Annotated in this window: 16 protein-coding genes; 4 read left to right on the top strand and 12 right to left on the bottom strand. The window is 70.7% G+C overall.

From position 1 onward, the window contains the following. Position 1: 1 nt before the first annotated feature. The 6 genes from ACIREI_RS12735 to ACIREI_RS12710 form a co-directional block, all read right to left on the bottom strand. A complete protein-coding gene (locus ACIREI_RS12735) occupies positions 2 to 1174 on the bottom strand; it encodes a DUF418 domain-containing protein (protein ID WP_403331203.1) in 1173 nt (390 codons plus the stop codon). An 82-nt stretch (positions 1175 to 1256) separates the two neighbouring features. After that, entirely contained in the window at positions 1257 to 1817 is a 561-nt protein-coding gene (locus ACIREI_RS12730; protein ID WP_403331200.1) for a hypothetical protein, read from the bottom strand. A gap of 82 nt (positions 1818 to 1899) precedes the next feature. Beyond that, positions 1900 to 4587, bottom strand: a complete 2688-nt coding sequence (locus tag ACIREI_RS12725; protein WP_403331197.1) for a tetratricopeptide repeat protein — start codon at positions 4585 to 4587, stop codon at positions 1900 to 1902. Positions 4588 to 4667: 80 nt separating this feature from the next. Beyond that, complete coding sequence (locus ACIREI_RS12720; protein WP_403331194.1) at positions 4668 to 7271, bottom strand: bifunctional FO biosynthesis protein CofGH; 2604 nt, start codon at positions 7269 to 7271, stop codon at positions 4668 to 4670. 108 nt (positions 7272 to 7379) lie between these two features. Next, positions 7380 to 7715 (bottom strand): hypothetical protein, encoded by a 336-nt coding sequence (locus tag ACIREI_RS12715; protein ID WP_403331191.1) that lies wholly within the window; start codon positions 7713 to 7715, stop codon positions 7380 to 7382. 449 nt (positions 7716 to 8164) lie between these two features. Beyond that, complete coding sequence (locus ACIREI_RS12710; RefSeq protein ID WP_403331188.1) at positions 8165 to 9013, bottom strand: LLM class F420-dependent oxidoreductase; 849 nt, start codon at positions 9011 to 9013, stop codon at positions 8165 to 8167. A 220-nt stretch (positions 9014 to 9233) separates the two neighbouring features. Between ACIREI_RS12710 and ACIREI_RS12705 the strand changes: the two genes are divergently transcribed. Then, positions 9234 to 10769, top strand: coding sequence for a CehA/McbA family metallohydrolase (locus ACIREI_RS12705; protein ID WP_403331185.1), 1536 nt, complete (start codon positions 9234 to 9236; stop codon positions 10767 to 10769). A gap of 19 nt (positions 10770 to 10788) precedes the next feature. Here the strand turns inward: ACIREI_RS12705 and ACIREI_RS12700 are convergent, their stop codons facing one another. Then, positions 10789 to 11616 (bottom strand): endonuclease/exonuclease/phosphatase family protein, encoded by an 828-nt coding sequence (locus tag ACIREI_RS12700; protein WP_403331182.1) that lies wholly within the window; start codon positions 11614 to 11616, stop codon positions 10789 to 10791. Between the two features lie 102 nt (positions 11617 to 11718). On the opposite strand from ACIREI_RS12700, the gene ACIREI_RS12695 reads away from it, so the two are divergent. After that, a complete protein-coding gene (locus ACIREI_RS12695) occupies positions 11719 to 12114 on the top strand; it encodes a nitroreductase family deazaflavin-dependent oxidoreductase (protein ID WP_403331179.1) in 396 nt (131 codons plus the stop codon). Between the two features lie 33 nt (positions 12115 to 12147). On the opposite strand, the gene ACIREI_RS12690 is transcribed toward ACIREI_RS12695, so the two are convergent. From ACIREI_RS12690 to ACIREI_RS12675, 4 genes are all read right to left on the bottom strand, one after another. Next, positions 12148 to 13641, bottom strand: a complete 1494-nt coding sequence (locus ACIREI_RS12690; protein WP_403331176.1) for an aldehyde dehydrogenase family protein — start codon at positions 13639 to 13641, stop codon at positions 12148 to 12150. Continuing rightward, the gene (locus tag ACIREI_RS12685; protein WP_403331173.1) at positions 13638 to 15368 is read right to left on the bottom strand and encodes an amidohydrolase family protein; all 1731 of its coding nucleotides are present in this window, start codon (positions 15366 to 15368) and stop codon (positions 13638 to 13640) included. Before ACIREI_RS12685 ends, ACIREI_RS12690 begins: the two co-directional genes overlap by 4 nt. 94 nt (positions 15369 to 15462) lie before the next feature. Then, positions 15463 to 16581, bottom strand: coding sequence for an LLM class flavin-dependent oxidoreductase (locus tag ACIREI_RS12680; protein WP_403331170.1), 1119 nt, complete (start codon positions 16579 to 16581; stop codon positions 15463 to 15465). A gap of 124 nt (positions 16582 to 16705) precedes the next feature. Further along, positions 16706 to 17476: an SDR family NAD(P)-dependent oxidoreductase gene (locus tag ACIREI_RS12675; protein WP_403331168.1), complete on the bottom strand. Its 771-nt coding sequence runs from the start codon at positions 17474 to 17476 to the stop codon at positions 16706 to 16708. 178 nt (positions 17477 to 17654) lie between these two features. On the opposite strand from ACIREI_RS12675, the gene ACIREI_RS12670 reads away from it, so the two are divergent. Both ACIREI_RS12670 and ACIREI_RS12665 read left to right on the top strand, forming a co-directional pair. Continuing rightward, positions 17655 to 18398, top strand: coding sequence for a hypothetical protein (locus ACIREI_RS12670; RefSeq protein WP_403331165.1), 744 nt, complete (start codon positions 17655 to 17657; stop codon positions 18396 to 18398). Between the two features lie 27 nt (positions 18399 to 18425). Further along, positions 18426 to 19235, top strand: coding sequence for a hypothetical protein (locus ACIREI_RS12665; RefSeq protein WP_403331163.1), 810 nt, complete (start codon positions 18426 to 18428; stop codon positions 19233 to 19235). 13 nt (positions 19236 to 19248) lie between these two features. On the opposite strand, the gene ACIREI_RS12660 is transcribed toward ACIREI_RS12665, so the two are convergent. Beyond that, complete coding sequence (locus ACIREI_RS12660) at positions 19249 to 19896, bottom strand: LuxR C-terminal-related transcriptional regulator (protein WP_403331160.1); 648 nt, start codon at positions 19894 to 19896, stop codon at positions 19249 to 19251. Between the last annotated feature and the right edge of the window lie 65 nt (positions 19897 to 19961).

Raw genomic sequence — 19961 nt, 5'->3', positions numbered from 1 at the left:
ATCAGTGGCGCAGGGCCCATTTCTGGACCGCCTCCAGGGGCCCTGCCGAGAAGCGCCGCAGCCACAGCGTGGAGCCCACCATCAGCACCGCGCAGACCGCGGCCCACAGTCCCACCACCCACCAGGGGCCCGTGTCACCGAGCCGTTCGGCGAGGCCGAGTCCGATGCCGTAGGACACGAGCACGCACAGCACGTTCTGCAGGACGTAGCCGGACAGGGCGGTCCGGCCCACGGAGGTGAGGCCCGTCATCAGCGGGCCCGGGCGCCGTACCCGGTCCACCAGCGCGCCGATCAGCCCGATGTAGCCGAGGGCGAGAAGCGGGGCGGTGCCGTACCGGGCCAGCAGGAACAGGTCCGGGCCCGCCAGGACCGCCGCCACGTTGAGCGGCAGTCCGAGGCCGAGGCCCCACGCCAGCAGGCGGGCGCGCAGTCGGCGGCCCGGCTCGTCCGCGCCGAACGCGCCCGCCCGGAACAGCCGTACGCCCAGCAGGAAGAGGAAGACCAGGAGGAAGAAGGTCAGGACCGGCTCCATGCGGAGCGCGATCGCGTTCTCCAGGCGGAAGGCGATCTGGTCGAGGTAGTCGCCGTGCGCGTACAGGTCGACGACCTCACGGGAGACGGTGCCGCCGGTGTCACCGTCGCCGCCGCTCAGGACCAGGACCGCCGTCAGCAGGCCGATCACCGTCAGGTGCGCACCCGCCGCCCACCACATCACCCGTCGCTGCGCCCGCTCCGAGCGGGTCAGCAGCCAGGCGACGAGCAGCGCGGTGACCGCGTATCCCATCAGTACGTCCCAGGCGAAGACCAGCACGAAGTGCACCGTGCCCTCGGCGAACAGGAACAGCGCCCGCCACCGGTAGCGGCCCGGCCACGGCTGTCCGCGGCGCGCCGCCGAGGCGTACTGGATGGCGAGACCGACGCCGAACAGGATCGTCAGCAGCGACAGGAACTTGCCGTTCGCCAGCACGCTGAAGACGCACTCCACGGCGTCCGTGGACGATCCGGACTCCAGCGCTCCCCACTCCGCGCCCGGCCCGGTGAAGATCCATACGTTCGTCATGAGCGTGCCCAGGATGGCCGCCCCCCGCAGTACGTCGAGGAGGGGGAGTCGTCGTCCGGTGGGCGGGCTCTCCTCGGTGGTCCGCGGGGCTCGCTCGTCCGTGTGCTGCGTCATGTACTCATCGTCATGACGGCCACGGCCCGAATCGTCATGAGCGAAGTCGATCCCGCGGTACATCGAAAGATGCAGCGCGGCCCTACTTGACCACGACCACCGTCGTGCCCGTCTCCCCGAACGTCCACAGTGCCGCCCCGTCGGCCGCGCGCGTCCGGACCCCGCCGGTCTGCTTGCCCTCGGCGGGCGGGGGCGAGGAGCCGTCCACGGCGTTGGAGAAGGCGATGGAGACACCCGACTTCGCGGCGAAGTAGATGATGTTCTCGATCTGCACGCCGTCCGAACCCGTGGTGGCCATGTTGCGCGACGACACCGCGTAGGTGCCGGGGTCCGGGCTCACCGTGCCCGGCCAGACGGTGAAGGTGCGGCGGTTCGCGTCGCTGGCGTCGACCAGCCAGACCCGCTTCTGGCCGAGGGAGTACACGATCCGGCGCCCCGTGCCCGAACCCTCCGGCACGGCGACGGGTCCGGTGGACTTCGACGGGGCGGGGCCGACGCCCGCCGAGGCCGACGCGCTCGGGCGGGCCGCCGTGGCCGTCGGGTGCGGCCCCTTGTCGGCCTGTACGGCGAGTACGGTGACGGCGGCTATCGCCCCCACCGTCAGACCGGTCACCCAGACCTTGGGAGCAGGCACGGCACGCATCTCCTCAGGACTCCAGCCCCCGATGCCGAGGGTCGGATCATCGTACTGTGGCCGCGCTGTCCGTCGGCTTCGCGGCCCCGCCTCACTCCTCGTCCGGGACGGCCCGCGCGCCGTCCCGGCCCGGCATCCTGGCGAAGGCCGGGTTGGCGGCGGCCGAAGCCTCCACGCTGTCGGCCTCGGCGGCGGCGCCCTCCGCGCGTAGCGCGCGGATCAGGTCGTGCAGGACGATCGCCTCGTTCCACTCGTAGGCACCGCTCCGGTAGATGGCCAGCGCTCCCTCCAGGTCGGCGCGTGCCTCCTCCGGCCGGCCCAGTTCGCGGTGGGCGACACCTCGCAGATGCAGGGCCATGGCCTGCGCGTACGCGTCCCCGACCCGCCGCGTGACCTCGACCGCCTCGGTCAGCGGCGCCACCGCCTCGGCGGAGCGCCCCTGTCGCAGGTGCAGCCAGCCGACGTCGCGCTGGGTGTGGGCGTGCCACGTCTCGTGCCCGAGCTGCCGGAACGCGTCCAGGGAGGCCCGGGCCGCCGCCCAGGCCTCGTCGAACCGCCCCATGCCCGCGTACACGCGGATGCGCGCGTTGTCGATCCGGCCGACCCACAGCCGCTCACCCATGGGGCCGAAGATGTCCTCGGCCTTGTCGTACGCCTCCAGGGCCGCCTCACGCCGGGCGAGCAACCGGTTGATCTTGCCCAGGGCGTAGAGGCTCGCGCCCTCCCACACCCGGTCGCCCAGGACACGGAAGTCGTGGACGGCCTGCTCCAGCAGCGGGGCGGCTTCCTGCGGGCGGCGCAGATAGCCGAGCGTCTCGGCAAGGGTGCGGCGCAGTCGCGCCTGGGCCCGCAGGTCCCCGAACTCCGCCGCCAGCCGCAGCGCTTCCTGCTGGCTGTGCTCCGCCTCCCTCGGCCGGCCGCGCCACCGCTGGAATTCGCCCAGCTTCTCCAGCGAGGACAGCACATGCCAGCGGTCGCCGTCCGCGCGCAGTTCCCGCACCGCTGTGGTCATGTGGTCCAGGGCCGACCTGAAGTCGCTCTTCGCCGCGTAGGCGCGTGCCACGACGGCGCGGTCCCGTGCTGTCAGCGGCGCGGCCGGATCGGCGGATCCGCCTGGCAGGAACACCTCCAACGCGGTGTCCGGCATGCCACTGCCCAAGGCTGCCGCGGCACGGCCGCGCCGCAGGCTGCCGACTACACGGGCCCGGGGCTCGGCGCCCGCATCGAACAGCCACCGCGCGGACTCGGTGGACACCTTCACGTCGTCCAGGAAGTACGTGAGGCCCTCCGCGAGTTCGGCTCCCTCGGATTCCAGTCCCAGGCGCCGGGCACGGGTGATCGCCCACTTGATCCGCTCGCTCTCGCCCGCCACCCAGTCAGCGGCCGTGCTGCGATCCAGGCCCCCGGCGCGTTCCCGTGACGCCTCCGCGCCGAGTTCGGGCGCTCGGTCCGCGGCCAAATACACGACCGCCTCGCGGTAGGCGCGTACCAGGCGTTCCTCAGCGGCGGCGCGTTCCTGCGGGGGAAGGTCCTCGTAGCGCTCCTGCGCGAAGACACGCACCAGGTCGTGGAAGCGGTAGCCGGATTCCCCGCCGTCGCTGTCGTGCGCCTCCATCAGCCCTACGGCGACGAGTTCGTCGGCAACCGATCCGGCCGCCGCCCCGGCCGGCAGGCACTGCCGAACGTGCCAGTCCGTGAGCCTGCCCTTGTGCAGGGAGGCCATCAGCCCCATCGCGTTCCGGGCGGGCTCCGGCAGGTCACGGTAGGAGAGCGACAGGCAGGCCTGGAGGCTCAGATTCCCGAAGACCATCTCGTGCAGCCGGTCACCTTCGTGCCCGAGCCGCTCGTGCATCTGCCGCAGGGTCAGGTCCTCGCGCGTCGCCAGTTTCTCGCCAACGATGCGCAGCGACAGCGGAAGCCGCTCGCAGAACTCCACGATTTCCAGGGCCGTCGCCGGTTCCGCGGCGACACGCTCCTGGCCCGCGTACGCACTCAGCAGTTCCAACGCCTCGTTCTCATCGGGGAGTTGGATCTTCTTCCGGATGCGCCGGGAACCGTCCTCGATGGACAAGGGCCGTCGGCTCGTCACGAGTACCGAACAACCGGCCCCCACGGGCAGAAGCGGCTGGATCTGTTCGGTGCTGTGGGCGTTGTCGAGGACGATCAGCAAGCGCAGGTTGTTCGTCAGGCTGCGGAAGCGCCTGGCACGGCCATCCGTCCGGTCGGGAACGTCCTCGGGCGCGACTCCCAGGTCGTGGAGGAACTCTCCCAGGACCTCTCCGCTGTCGCGCGGTCTGTCGCCGTCGCCCCAAAGGTCGACGTGTAACTGCCCGTCCGGGTAGTGCTCCTTCACTCGATGCGCCACGTGGAGCGCCAGTGCTGTCTTGCCCGTGCCGCCCGCGCCGTACACGGCGACGACGGCGGCCTGCCCGGCAGCCGGTTCACCCGGCAGGATGCCACTCGCGGGGGCCGGCACGTCCCGGAGCCGCTCGATCAGGCTCGCGCTGAGCAGCTGCCGCCCCACCAGCCGGTGTTCACTCGGCAGTTGGTGAGGCACGGTCGACGCCGGGGAGGGCGAGGCGACCTGTTCCTGCGTCGCGTGACGGTACATCAGCACCGTCACTCCGCCCATCAGCGCGACCGCGCCTCCGAAGGCGCCCAGCGCCTGTGCGCCTTCCAACTCGGTGAAGATCAGGTCACCGGACATGCCGGTTACGGCGGCGACCACCGCGGTGGCCATCATCAGCCGCCGTCTGCGGGCCTGCACATCGATCGACACCCTGCGTCCCCCTGGAGTCAACGTGGCGGGATGATCGCATGGATCGCCCCGCCCGTGACACACGTGAGCGCGGAATCGAGTCAGCCTCGGTCCAGCACCGGCAGCAGCTCCGGCAGGTGCCCGTCCGACGCCGTCGCGGCCCGCTGCCGTTCCTCCGGCACCTCGCCGTACAGCGTCGTGCGCGGCTTCGCCGGGCGGCCGGCCGCCTCCGCGACCGCGATCAGGTCCTTGACCGACTTGTACGAGCCGTACGACGAACCCGCCATCCGCGAGATCGTCTCCTCCATCAGCGTCCCGCCCAGGTCGTTGGCGCCGGAGCGGAGCATCTCCGCCGCGCCCTCGGTGCCGAGCTTCACCCAGCTGGTCTGGATGTTGGGGATGTGCGGGTGCAGGAGGAGACGGGCCATCGCCGTCACCGCCCTGTTGTCGCGGATCGTCGGGCCGGGCCGCGCGATGCCCGCCAGGTACACCGGCGCGTTGGTGTGGATGAAGGGGAGGGTGACGAACTCCGTGAAGCCGCCCGTGCGTTGCTGAATCCCGGCCAGCGTGCGCAGGTGCCCGAGCCAGTGGCGGGGCTGGTCGACATGGCCGTACATCATCGTCGACGAGGACCTGATGCCGAGCTCGTGCGCGGTCGTGATCACCTCGATCCAGGTCGCCGTCGGCAGCTTGCCCTTGGTCAGGACCCAGCGGACCTCGTCGTCGAGGATCTCGGCGGCGGTACCGGGGATGGAGTCCAGGCCGGCCTCCTTCGCCGCCGTCAGCCATTCCCTGATCGACATGCCGGTGCGGGTGGCGCCGTTGACGACCTCCATCGGAGAGAAGGCGTGGACGTGCATGCCAGGGACGCGGGACTTCACGGCCCGCGCGATGTCGAAGTACGCCGTTCCCGGCAGGTCCGGGTGGATGCCGCCCTGCATGCAGACCTCCACCGCGCCCACGTCCCAGGCCTGTTGGGCGCGGTCGGCGACCTGGTCCAGGGAGAGCGTGTAGGCGTCGGCGTCCGTGCGGCGCTGGGCGAAGGCGCAGAAGCGGCAGCCCGTGTAGCAGACGTTGGTGAAGTTGATGTTCCGCGTGACGATGTACGTGACGTCGTCGCCGACCACCGACTTGCGGACGTCGTCCGCCACCCCGCACAGCGCGTCCAGCGCCGGGCCGTCCGCGTGCAGCAGCGCCAGCGCCTCCTCGTCGGTCAGCCGGGTCGGGTCGTCGGCCGCGACCCGCAGCGCCTGGCGTACATCGGTGTCGATGCGCTGCGGCGCCATGCCGGGCGCGGCGGCCTCGCGCAGGGCGCCCCAGTCGCCGTACACCTCGTCGAAGTCGTCGCGGCGGTCGGACGTACGGCCCTCGGTGTCGATGGTGGAGTGCAGATCCGTACGGCCGGACGCGACGAAAGCCTCCTCGGGCTCCTGCCACGGGTGCCCCTCGACCACCGCGTCCGCACGCGCCAGGCCCGTCTCCGGGTCGGCGAGCGCCCGGACGTGCGGGAGCAGCCGCGGGTCCAGCCAGGGTTCGCCTCGCCGCACGAACTCCGGGTACACGCACAGCCGTTCACGCAGTTCGAAGCCGACCGCCGCCGAGCGCTCGGCCAGCTCCTCGATCTGCGGCCAGGGCCGCTCGGGGTTCACGTGGTCGATGGTGAGCGGGGAGACCCCGCCCCAGTCGTCGATGCCGGCGTGGATGAGGCGCTCGTACTCGCTGTCGACCAGGTTGGGCGGGGCCTGGAGGCAGGCGCTCGGCCCCATGATGTGCCGGGCGACCGCCACCGTGGCCACCAGCTCGTCGAGTTCGGCGTCCGGCATGCCGCGCATCGCGGTGTCCGGCTTGGCGCGGAAGTTCTGGATGATCAGTTCCTGGACACCGTGGTAGGCCCGGGAGATCTTGCGGAGCGCGAAGAGGGACTCGGCCCGCTCCTCGTACGTCTCGCCGATCCCGATCAGGATCCCCGACGTGAAGGGGACGGAGGAACGCCCCGCGTCCTCAAGGACGCGCAGCCGCACGGCCGGTTCCTTGTCCGGTGACCCGTAGTGGGGGCCGCCCGGCTCGGACCACAGACGGGTGGCGGTCGTCTCCAGCATCATGCCCATGGACGGGGCGACGGGCTTGAGCCGCTGGAAGTCGGTCCAGGTCATGACGCCCGGGTTGAGGTGGGGCAGCAGCCCCGTCTCCTCCAGGATGCGGATGGAGATGGCACGGACGTACGCGATCGTGTCGTCGTACCCGTGCGCGTCGAGCCACTCGCGGGCCTCCGGCCAGCGGTCCTCCGGCTTGTCGCCGAGGGTGATGAGGGCTTCCTTGCAGCCGAGGGCCGCGCCCTTGCGGGCGATGTCGAGGACCTCGTCCGGCGACATGAACATCCCGTGCCCGGCGCGGCGCAGCTTGCCGGGGACGGTGACGAAGGTGCAGTAGTGGCATTTATCCCGGCACAGCCGGGTCAGGGGGATGAAGACGCTCTTCGAGTACGTGATGACACCGGGCCGGCCGGCCGTGGCGAGGCCCGCGTCGCGCACCCGGCCGGCCGACGCGACGAGGTCGTCGAGGGCCTCGCCGCGGGCCTGGAGCAGTACGGCCGCCTCGGAGACGTCGAGGGCGACGCCGTCCCGGGCGCGTTTGAGGGCGCGACGCATGGAGTTCTCGGTCGGGCCAGGGGTCGAGCCGGTTCCAGAGGTCGCGGAAGTCGTCATCCTTCGAGCATACGATCGGGCTGATCAGTACAAATAAGCGCCGCCGGAATTCGGTTCCGGCACTGATCTCGGGGAGCGGTCGCAGAGGGGCACCTCAGTTGTCCCGTCTCACCGGAGCTCTCCAGGCGTGAACGGCCCGGCCGCGGGGGCCACACATGTGTCGATGACGGTGTGCTCGCCGGCCGCCGAGCCCTTCAAGCAGAGCCGTCCCCCCTCGTCACGCAGGTCGAGGAAGAACCGCGTGGTCGCACCGGACTGCTCGAGGTCGTGTATGTGCTCGTCGACGTAGCCGAGGTCGTTCAGAATCGTCCGGACCTTGGTCGGCGTTGGATCCACCAGATCCCAGAGTGCCTGGGCAACGCGCTGTTCATGGAGGACGCCCGCACACCAGTCGCGAGCGTTCAACTCCACCTCCGGACCCGCCGTGGGGGCGATGGGCTCCACGTCCGGCGGCGTCTGCACCGCACCGGGCGGCAAGGTCCGCGCCGGACCGGTCGGCGGCGCCTCCGGCGGGGCGCTCGGGGACACGACCGCGCGACCTTGTCCAGCATCGCCGTGAAGGCGGCGCCGACCCGGACCTCAGCACGGTCAGCAGGCTTGCTCTGCGGTCCGTTGGCGCTTGTCCTCTCGGTGCCGCAGGCGGCGAGCGCCAGAGCGGCCATGGCTGCTGTCGCGAGCGTTGGCCACGGGCGGCGCGGGGAGCCGGCAACCGCGCCGGTCAGGGCAGAGGTTCGTCGCATGCGCCAAGTCTCCGGTCGAGCCGCCCGCCGCACGTGAGTACGCGTACTCACCTTCTGGCAGGCACATGTCCGGGCTGCGGCCGCCGACCCGTAAGGCGTAAGGCGGGGCCGCCGGCCGCATGGCTGACCCACCACCCCGGCGCGGAGGCCAACTCACGCGTACTGCGCGTACTCGTCCAGCACCCGCAGAACCTCCCCCTCCCCCGCCGGAGGCAACTGCACCACGACCTCCTCGATCCCCAACTCCGCGTAGTGCGCGAGCTTGCCGGGGCTGGGATACACGGCGTACGGCACGACCTGCAGGGCGTTCGGGTCGCGCCCGGCGTCGGACCAGGCGGCCCGCAGCACAGGCAAGGTTTCGGACAATCCGCGCCCGCCGATCGGCAGCCACCCGTCGGCGTACTCGCTGACGTGCGCGAACAGCTTCGGCCCGGCGGCCCCGCCGATGAGCGTGCGAGGGCCGACGACCTTCGGCGTGCGCGGCTTCTGTACGGGTTTGGGATAGGCGAAACTGGCCCGCACCGCACCGAACTCCCCCTCGTACGCGGTGGGTTCGTCCGCCCACAGCGCCCGCATCAAAGCCATCCGGTCCCGGACGAGTTCGCGGCGCGTGGCCCATTCGACGCCATGATCGGCGGCTTCCTCCACGTTCCAGCCGAAGCCGAGGCCGAGGGTGAACCGTCCGCCGGAGAGGTGGTCCACGGTCGCGATCTGCTTGGCGAGGTCGATCGGGTCGTGCTGGGCGACCAGCGTGATGCCGGTGCCGAGGCCGAGCCGTTCGGTGACGGCGGCGGCCTGGCCGAGGGCGACGAAGGGGTCGAGGGTACGGCCGTACTCGGGCGGCAAATCGCCACCGGCCGGGTACGGGGTGACCCGCTCGACCGGGATATGAGTGTGCTCGGGCAGATACAGCCCGGCGAACCCGCGCTGCTCCAGCTCACGGGCGAGCCGGGTCGGGGTGATGGTCTCGTCGGTGAGGAAGATCGTCACGGAGATGCGCATGACCGCATCTGTACCGCGCACACGGCCCGATGTCCATACCGACCGGTCGGCCCAGGACACTCCACGCGCCGCCCGGAGCTCCGACAACTCCCGCTCGGCTGCCGATTGACTGCCGATTCCCTTCCCTTGCACGGCAGTTCACGGCTGAATACGAGAGTTGCACGCACCACCACTGCACCACCCACGCCCTGTCACTCACGACGACCTGGGGAGCAGCAGCATGTGCGAGGACCACCACGCGGACGACGCCGGCCACTCCGGCCTGGGAAGACGCGCGCTGTTCGTGACGGGCGCCGCCGCCGCGCTTACGTTGGGAAGCGTGACCTTCGCGAGCGCCGCCGACGGCAGCCAGGACACGGAGACCCGCACGGTACGGGGCACCTTGCCGCCCGGGTCCCCCGACTTCGTGTACGTACCGCTCGAAATCCCCTCCGGCGTACGGGAGATCAAGGTCTCCTACACCTACGAGAAACCGTCCGTCCCGGCCGGGACCCCGGGCAACGCCCTCGACATCGGCATCTTCGACTGGCGCGGCACGGAGCTCGGCGGCCGCGGCTTTAGGGGGTGGTCGGGCGGGGCGCGCACGGAGTTCTTCATCCGGGCCGACGAAGCGACGCCCGGGTACCTCCCGGGCCCGGTGCGTGAGGGCACGTGGCACATCGCGCTGGGCCCCTACACGGTGGCGCCGCAGGGCCTGCCGTACGAGCTCACGATCACCCTCACCCACGGCGAGCCCGGCGAGGTGGTCGAGCCGACGTACCCGCCGGACCGGGCGAAGGGCCGGGGCCGTGCCTGGTACCGGGGCGACTGCCACCTGCACTCCTGGTACTCGGACGGCCGCCGTACGCCCGCCGAGATCGCGGCGCTCGCCCGTGCCGCCGGCCTGGACTTCATCAACAGCTCGGAGCACAACACGCACTCGGCGCACGCGCACTGGGCGTCCGAGGCCGGCGACGACCTCCTGATCATGCTGGGCGAGGAGGTCACGACCCGCAACGGCCACGTGGTGGCGCTCGGCACCGACCCCGGCACCTTCATCGACTGGCGCTACCGCGCCCGGGACAACCGCTTCGGCCGTTTCGCCCGCCAGATCCGGGGCGCCGGCGGCCTCGTCGTCCCCGCCCACCCGCACGCCACCTGCGTCGGCTGCAACTGGAAGTTCGGCTTCGGCGAGGCGGACGCGGTGGAGGTCTGGAACGGCCCCTACACGCCCGACGACGAGGTGACGCTGGCGGACTGGGACAGCATGCTGGTGGCGTCCGTGCGCTCGGGTTCCGGCTCCTGGATCCCGGCGATGGGCAGCAGCGACGCCCACCGCGACCCCGACCCGGTCGGCAGCCCCCAGACGGTGGTCCTGGCGGACGACCTGACACGGGAAGCCATCCAGGAGGGGATCAGGGCCGGACGGTCGTACGTCGCCGAGTCGAAGAACGTCTCCCTGGCCTTCGGCGTCTCCGGCCCGAAGGGCGAACACGCCGGCATCGGCGAACGCCTGAAGGTCGACCGGAACTCACCGGTGACGGTACGCCTGGAGGCCACGGGCGCCCCCCGCTGCACGGTCCGCTTCGTGACCGACCAGGGCGTGCTGTTCACGAGCCCGCCGCTGCCGGTGTCGGGGGCGGGGGTCGTGGAGTGGCGTACGACGCCGTCCTACGCAGCGTATGTGCGGGCGGAGTTGCGGCATGAGGCGGCTGTGGGGCCGTTGCCTGGGGCGTTGGCGGCGTTCACGAATCCGATTTTCCTGGGGCGGTCGTAGGCGGCGACTGCCTGGCCGGTCAGGGCACCGGCCCGTCCGCCAGGTCCGCGACCACCGCCGCGTGGTCCGACGGCCAGACCCCGTCGACCGGACCGTCGCCCGCGCGCCGTACACCCCGTACATGGCCCAGTCCCTCCGTCCCGGGCGGCCCCACGTGGATGTAGTCGATGCGCACGCTCGGCTCCAGGCCCGCCGCGACGTACGGGTTCTCGCGGTCCCAAGTGACGCAGGGGGCGGCCGGGTCGGCGTACTGCCAGGCGTCGAAGAAGACCTGGCCGGGCACGACCGGCGCGGTCCGGTAGCCGCCGAAGAGGCGGATCTCGTCGGAGTCCGGCCAGGCGTTGAAGTCGCCGGTGACGACGGCCGGAAAGGGCGTGTCGACCCGGTTCTCGGCGATGAACTCGGCGAGCGCGGTGACCTGGCGGCAGCGTACGGCCGAGGCGTGCAGGGCGGAGGTGAGGTGGGTGGTGAAGAAGGGGATGTCGTAGGAGGGGGTGACCAGGCGAGTGAACAGGGCGAGGCGGCCGTCGTCGACCTCGGAGGGGGCGGGGAGGCGCAGGGTGCGCCGGTCCGCCACCGGCCAACGGCTCAGTACGGCGTTCCCGATGTCCACCGTGGGGTCCCCGATCCGCCGGCGCCAGCGGTCGGGGGCGGGTGAGGGGGACCAGGCCCAGTGCATGCCGAGTTCGCCGGCCAGCCACTCGGCCTGGTTCTCGCCCTCAGCGGCCCACACCTCCTGCAGGCCGACCACATCGGGACGCAGTTCGCGCAGCTCGGCGAGGATCGCCTTCTGCCGGTCCTCCCAGGGCCCGAAGCGCCACCACAGGTTCCAGGTCACGACCCGCATCCGCAGCCACCCGCTCTCGTCCTGCCGCGTCGGGGACCATTGAAGCAACAGTTCGACCGCCGCGTCGTGACACCCGGCAACGAGACAGGAGACTCTCACGCAATGTCCCGCCTCGCCGACCTGAGATTCCACACCGCCACCACTTTTCAGCGCCGCCTCGGCAATCCGGTGCTGCGCCGTCTGCCCTTCCAGACGCTGCTGGAGACCACGGGCCGTGTCTCCGGCCTGCCCCGCCGGACGCCCGTGGGCGGACGCCGGGTCGGTGATGCGTTCTGGCTGGTCTCGGAGTTCGGGGAGCGGTCCCAGTACATCCGGAACATCAAGGCCGATCCACGGGTGCGGGTGCGGATCCGGGGACGGTGGTACGAGGGGACGGCCCGGCTCCTCCCGGACGACGACCCGGTGGCACGGCTGCGGAGCCTGCCTCGGCTGAACAGCGTGGCGGTGCGGGTGATGGGGACGGGGTTGTTGACGGTGCGGGTGGATCTGGACGGGTGAGCGGCGACGGCTCACCGCGGACGCCCGCCGAGGTCAGCCCGGCCACACGATCGCCTGCACCTCGCTGTACGCGTGCAGGGCGTACGACCCGACGTCCCGCCCCACCCCGCTCTTCTTGAACCCCCCGAACGGCGCCTCCATGTTGCGCCCGACGGTGTTCACGCCCACTCCCCCGGCCCGCAACCGCCGCGCGACCCGGAAGGCGCGGGCCACGTCGCCGGACCAGACGTAGTCGATCAGGCCGTAGTCGGTGTCGTTGGCGAGGGCGATGCCCTCTTCCTCCTCCTCGAAGGGGATCACGGAGACGACCGGCCCGAAGATCTCCTCCCGGGCGACGCGCATGTCGTTCGCGCAGTCCGCGAGGAGGGTGGGTGCGACGTAGAAGCCCCGGTCGTACGGCGGCCGTTCACCGCCCGCCACCACCACCGCGCCTTCCTTCCGGCCCGTCTCCACGTACGCCTCCACCCGGTCCCGGTGCTCCGCCGAAATCACCGGTCCGACGATCGTGGACGCCACACGCGGATCTCCGACCTTCAACCGGGCGGCGTACGCGGCCAGTTGCTCGACCAGCCGGTCGTACACGCCCCGCTGGGCCAGCACCCGCGTCGGCGCCGTGCAGATCTGCCCGCTGTAGAAGGAGAACGTCGTCCCGATCCCGGCCACCGCCGAGGCGAGGTCCGAGTCGTCGAAGACGAGCGCCGCGCCCTTCCCGCCGAGCTCCATCAACTGGCGTTTCATGTCCCGCCCGCACACCTCGGCGATGCGCTGCCCGACCGCCGTGGAGCCGGTGAAGCTCACCATGTCGACGTCCGGGGACGACACGGCCGCCTCACCGACCTCGACGGCGCGCCCGGAGACGACGTTCACGACACCCGCCGGCGCCCCGGCCGCCTCCAGCGCCTCCGCCATCCGGTAGACGGAGAGCGGATCCTGCGGGGCCGGTTTCACCACCACCGTGTTGCCCATGGCGAGGGCGGGGGCGACCTTGCCGGCCGGGTTGGCCCACGGGTTGTTGTACGAGGTGACGCAGGTGACGACACCGACGGGCTGACGGACGGCCAGCGCACCCATCACGCCGGCCTTCCCCATCGGCCCGGCCTCGTTGATCTGCGGCGGAATCGCCCACTCGGCGGGCTCCACGCGCGCGTACCTCCGGAAGCGGGCCGCCCCGACACCGACCTGCATGGCCCGGGCCGTCCCCGTGGTCGCACCGGTCTCGGCCTGGGCCAGTTCGGCGTACGGCACGAGATGGCCGCGGATGATGTCCGCGGCCCGCCCCAGCACGGCCGCCCGCTCCTCCGGCGCCGTACGGGACCACGGCCCGAAGGCCTCGCGGGCCGCGGCACAGGCCGCGTACACCTGATCCCGCGAGGCCTCCGGAGCCCACCCGATGGTCTCCTCGGACGCCGGGTCGATCACGGCGTAACAGCCCCCGTCCGGCTCGACCCACGCCCCGCCGACGAACAACCGCTGCCGCTCAGGACCAGCAGCAGGACCAGCAGAACCAGCAGGCCCTCGGACGCTCACCTGGTGGCCACCGTCCTCGTGTCCCGCCCCGAGCGCAGCACGCGCCCCGGCACGGCCCCGGTCACCACGTCGTCCCGGATCGCCTCGACCCCGTTGACCCACACGGCCCGCACCCCGATCGCCTTGGAGTCCAGCCGCGGACTGTCACCCGGCAGGTCGTGCACCAGGGTGGCCGTACCGGCGTCGATCCGCTCCGGGTCGAAGAGCACCAGATCCGCATGGAAGCCCTCCTCCACCCGGCCCCGCTCACGCAGCCCGAACAGCCGCGCCGGATCATCGGTCAGCATCTTCACCGCCTGCTCCAGGCCCACCAGCTTCCGCCCCCGCAGACAGTCCCCGAGGAACCGGGTCGTGTACGGCGCCCCGCACATCCGGTCCAGATGCGCCCCGGCGTCCGAGCCGCCCAGCAGCACGTCCTCGTGCTGCCAGGTCTCGGCACGCAGGGACCAGGACGCGGGGTCGTTGTCGGTGGGCATGGGCCACAGGACCGTACGCAGATCGTCGGCGGCGCAGATCTCGACCAGGCACTGGAAGGGTTCCTGGCCGCGCTCGCGGGCGATGTCCTCCACGATCCGGCCCGTCAGCCCGGCGTTCGCCTCGCTGTACGTGTCGCCGATGACATACCGCGCGAAGTTCGTCAGCCGTCGGAAGACACCGGCTTCCTTTGAGGTGGCGTGCCTGAGCAACTCGGCCTGTACGTCCGCCTCGCGCAGCCTGGCGATCCGCTCGGGCACGGGCAGCCCGAGGACGGGCCCCCATCCGGGGATGAGGTTGAGGGCGCAGAAGGTGCCCAGGGACATGTTCATCGGCGTGAGGATCGGCATGGTGAGGGCCACCACCCGGCCGCCCGCCTTCCGGGCCTGCTCACTCGCGAGCAACTGCCGGGGCACCCGCTCCGGAACGGCCGAGTCGATGGTCAGCACGTTCCAGTTGAGCGGCCGTCCGGCGGCGGCGCTCATCTCCACGAACAGGTCGATCTCGGCGTCGCTGAACTGGTCCAGGCACCCCGCGACGATCGCCTCGATCTGCGTTCCCTCGTGCTCGCCGACCGCTCGTGACATCGCCAGCAGCTCGACCGGCCTCGCGTGCCGGGAGGCCACCGGCTTGCCGTCCCCGTCGGAGTGGCTCGACGACTGGGTGGTGGAGAAGCCCCAGGCACCGGCGTCCATGGCGTCGTGCAACAGCCGCACGATCTCCGCCAGTTGCTCCGCACTGGGCTGCCCGCCCACCGCGTCCGGCCCCATCACATGCCGCCGCAGCGCACAGTGCCCCACCATGAACCCCGCGTTGACGGCGATCCGCCCCTCAAGGGCGTCCAGATACTCCCCGAACGTCCGCCAGCTCCAGGGCGCCCCCTCCTCCAGCGCGACCAGCGACATGCCCTCGACCTTGGACATCATGCGGCGCGTGTAGTCGGCGTCGTCGGGGCGGGCCGGGTTCAGGGGCGCGAGCGTGAATCCGCAGTTGCCGGCGGCGACGGTGGTGACGCCGTGGTTGAGGGAGGGGGTGGCGTACGGGTCCCAGAAGAGCTGGGCGTCGTAGTGGGTGTGGGGGTCGACGAATCCGGGGGCGAGGACGAGGCCGGTGGCGTCCTCGACCGACCTCGCCCCCTCGGTGATGATCCCGATCGCCGCTATACGGCCGTCCCGTATACCGACGTCGGCGGTGTACGCGGGCGCGCCGGTCCCGTCAACGACGGTCGCCCGCTTGATGACGTGATCGAGCATGGGGCTCACCTCCTGGTTTGCGGTGTGACGACCCACCTAGGGGCGCGGGGAACTGCGCGACCAGCCACATCGCACCCGCACCCCGCAACGGCGATTACGCGGCACCCCGGAACCGGGACGTCCGATGAACGGGATCCGTGTCGATCTTCGGAATCACGTGCTCCCCGATCAGCCGAATCGTCTGCAACGTCTCCTCCTTCGGCACCCCCACCGGCAATCCGAAGCTCAACTGATCGGCCCCCGCCTGCTCCCACCGCTTGCACTGCCGGAACACCTCGTCCGGATCGCCACAGATCAGCAGCTCCTCCTCGATGAGAAGCTCCACGAACTCGGCGGTGTACTCCGGCAACGTCTCCGGCCACACCGGGAACCCCTCAGGCCGCGGGAAGGTGTCGTGGTACCGGAACACCAAAGACGGCAGATAGTGCAACTCACCCCGCACCGCGATCTCGATCGCCTCGGCGTGCGTGGGCGCACAGATCGCCGTCGTCGTCACCATCACGTTGTCGTTGACGAAGTCGCCGATGGGCTCGGCGTTCACGACGGCCGTCTTGTACTGCTCCAGCACCCACTCCATGTCGGCGACCTTCTGCACGCTGAAGCCGAGCACCCCGAGCCCCTTCTTCGCCGCCATGGCGTACGACGGCGGCGACCCTGCGGCGTACCACATGGCGGGGTGGGACTTCCCGTACGGCTTGGGGAGCACCTTGCGCGGCGGGAGCTGCCAGTGCTTGCCCTGGAACCCCTCGTACTCGTCCTGGAGCCACATCTTGGGGAACTCGGCGATGGTCTCCTCCCAGATCCCCTTCGTGTAGTTCATGTCGGTGATGCCGGGGAGGAACCCGAGGATCTCGTGCGACCCCGCCCCGCGCCCGCTGCCGAACTCGAAGCGGTTCTCGGTGAGATGGTCGAGCATGGCCACCTTCTCGGCGACCTTCACGGGGTGGTTGACCTGGGCCAGGGGGTTGAAGATCCCGGAGCCCAGGTGGATCCGCTCCGTCGCGTGGGCCAGGTACCCGAGGTAGACGTCGTTCGCGGAGAGGTGCGAGTACTCCTCCAGGAAGTGGTGCTCGGACGCCCAGGCGTACTTGAAGCCGGACCGGTCCGCCTGGATGACGTACTCGGTCTCCTCCATCAGTGCCTTGTGCTCGGCGAGCGGGTCGGTCTCGGCGCGCTTGCCCACGTATCCCTGTACAAAGAGCCCGAATTCCAAGGAGGTTCACCGTCCCCAGTAGTTTCTGACGATTCGTCAGATCGGCGGTATGCCGCCGACTGTGGCACCGGGCGCACGGATGGTCAATAGCTGACGGCCAGTCAGCTACCGGGTCGCGCCAGGGTCAGAGGACCGAGACGCCCGCCAGCCATCCCCCGTCGATCACGAACGGCTGCCCGGTGATGTACGAGGAGTCCTCCGAGGTCAGGAACAGCGCGAGGCGCGCCACCTCCTCCGGCTTCCCGATCCGGCCGAGCGGCACGAGCTTGCGGTAGAGCCCGTCGAGCGCCCTCGACGTCTCCTCCGCGTCCGCCTCCGGATCCAGCAGCGACGGGTTGGACATCGCGGTGTCGATGGCGCCGGGGCACATGGCGTTGACCCGGATGCCGCGGGGCGCCAGCTCCAGGGCGGCGACCCGGGTGAGGCCGAGGATGGCGTGCTTGGTGGCGGAGTACGTCCCCACGGCCGCCATGCCGGTCACCGCGGTGTACGAGGCCGTGTTGACGATCGTGCCGCCGTCGGCCATCTCCGGCGCGACGGTCTTGATGCCGAGGAAGCAGCCGACCTGGTTGACCCGTACGACCTGCATGAACTCGTCGAGGGGCGTGTCGACGAGGGAGTTGAAGCGCAGGATGCCGGCGTTGTTGACCAGCCCGTCGATGTGGCCGTAGGCCCTGCGCGCGGCGGCGACGGCGGCCTGCCAGTCGGCTTCCCGGCCCACGTCGAGGTGGACGTACAGCGCGCCCATCTCCTCGGCGAGGGCCTCGCCCTGGTCGTCGAGCACGTCGGCGACCACGACTCTCGCGCCCTCCGCCGCGAACAGCCGCGCCTCCTGCTCGCCCTGCCCGCGCGCCGCCCCGGTGACGATGACGACCCGTCCGTCGAGCTTTCCCATTACGGCCCCCTCAACACGGTGGTCACGGTGGACTCCGCATCGTAGCGCCATACCTGACGGAGCGTCAGATGCAAGTGGCGGGAGCCGTCCGGGCGTTGCTGAGGCGAATCTCACGTGACCCACAAGTAGGGATGTTTGACCCTGTCGGCGCCCGTCAAGGGAATCCAAAATCTTCGCCATGTCCAAGCGGAGACTGAAGAACAAGAAGATCAGGGCCGTGGCGATCGGATCGGCCCTGGTGACCGGCGGCGCCCTCGCCACCGTACTGCTGCCGTCGGCGAACGCCGCCGAGGAGAAGACCCCCGAGCAGATCATGACCTTGTGCCAGCGGGCCAAGGTGCTCAACGGCAAGCAGCAGTCCATTTTCGATTTCGGCGGCCATCCGATCGCCGGTCCGAGTTTCGCGTCCGACAACTGCGATTTCGTCGAGACGAAGTTCGAGACCTTCGACGGACCGGCCGAAAAGGCCTCGATCGACTTCCCGAACTGCGAACCGAACGCCACCGAACCGGCGAAGGTGTCGATCACCTGGTCGGCGACGGCGGCGCAGGGACAGGGAAAGTACACCGTCACCCAACAGGGCGGCGGGGGCGGGCTCTTCGGGGCACTGACCGGATCCTGGCTCAAGCACAAGGGAACCCTCGACATGACCGTGAAGTCGGCCACGGCGGGCGACACGGAACAGCGGGAGGTGCCGGTCGGCAAGGTGCTGCACATGGAGTTCACGCCGAAGATGCAGCGCATGACCGGCGAATGGCGGGTGCGGATCGACGCCGACCCCGGCGGCTTCGCCACGAACCCTTCCCCCGAGAAGAACTTCGTGGCCCCGGACGTCGTCGAGGGACCGGTGATCCTGCCGGGTGCCGCCGGCGCCCCCGGCGTCGTGGACGGCTCGTCCAAGCCCGTACTGACCGACTGCTGACCTCGCACACCCCCCACAGGAGAAGCCATGACCCGCCACACCCGCACTCCCCGCCCCAGAAGTCACCGGAGCAGGAAGAAGCGCCTCACCCTCGCCCTGTCCCCGCTGGTGGCCGTCGCGGTGGCCGTCCCGCTGATGAACCAGGCCGGCGCCGCCACCCCCTCCGAGGTGAGCGCCGACTGCTCGGCGGACTCGGACCGGCTGGAGAACTGCGAGTTCGTCGACGTCCAGTTCAAGAGGGACAACCTCGGGCCCAACCAACGTGTTTCCACGGTGAGCGACAACTGCGGCGCGACGGGCACCGCCTCGAAGACCTTCAACGTGAGCGCGTCGGTGACCCGGACCATCCAGCTGGAGGACGGATTCACGGCCGCCGCCGACACGAAGCTCGGCAACTCCTTCTTCGAGATCGGCCTGAAGTTCAACACCTCGGAAATCAACATCACGCGTGACGACAAGACGACGACACTGGCGTTCAGCAGGACGGACACCGTGCAGGCGGACAGCCTCGGCTTCTTCATGTGGTCCGCCAAGCGCACCGACGTGAGCGGATTCCTGAAGGCCACGTACAAGGAAGCGCAGGACGGCCAGAAGGTGTTCTTCTCGCCGAGCGAGGGCGCCACGGGCGTCCACGTCTTCTATCCGCAGATCCTGAAGAACGGCACCCCCGACGGCCGCCTCTGGCTGCGCAATGTGAAGTGCGGAACCCCTGAAGCCGCCGGCATCCAGAATTCGACCCGCGCCCTGCGGTCGGAACCCGGATTCGGTGCGGGCGGCGAGAACGTCACCGACATCGAGATCCCGCTGTCGGAGATTCCGGCGGCCGTGGCGCCATAACCGCGCTCTCGGATCAGCCGCATTCTCGGATGCGAAGCACGGGCGCGGCGCCCAGCCACCGCAGGACCGCGTCCGTGCTGCCGCGCGCGTCCAGTTTGGCGTAGATGTTGCTGAGGTTGTTGCGGACGGTCTTCTCGCTCAGCCGTAATCGCAACCCGATCTCCTGCGCGCCCAGGCCGGTCGACAGCAGCTCCATGATCTGCCGCTCACGCGGCGAGAGCAGTTCGCGCAACCGCTCCATCGCCTCCCCGCCGGTGGGCAGCCGCCGGGCGCCTTCCCGCAGGGCGGCACAGGCGGCCGGGGAGAGATAGGTGTGGCCGACGGTGGCGCCCACGACGGCCGAGGAGAGCATGCAGGTGCAGTAGTCGCCCTCGACCAGATAGCCCGCGCCGCCGCGGAACGCCTCGACGATGGTCTCGGTGTCCCGGCGCGGACTGATGACGATCACGGGGACGTCCGCGGCCCACCTCTCCCGCAGGGCCGCCGAGGGGGCCTCGCAGCGCAGGATCACGACGTCCGCGTCCGCCTCCGGCGCTTCGGACGGGGCGGCCAGCCGCACCACCCGGCCGACGTACGGGTCGTCCGGGGCCGGCCAGTCGGGATGCGGCCAGGCACCCCCATGGCAGGCGAGGGCGACGGTGAGTTTCCGGGAAGCGCGCACGTCGTTGTGTCCTTCCGCCGAAGCCGTACGTCAAGGTCAGTACGTCCGTACGTCGGTACATACGA

Source organism: Streptomyces sp. NPDC093591 (genome assembly GCF_044764885.1).
In the GTDB taxonomy this organism is placed as follows: domain Bacteria; phylum Actinomycetota; class Actinomycetes; order Streptomycetales; family Streptomycetaceae; genus Streptomyces.
Note: the sequence above shows the minus strand (reverse complement) of the source record. Positions and strands in the feature narration are given on the sequence as shown.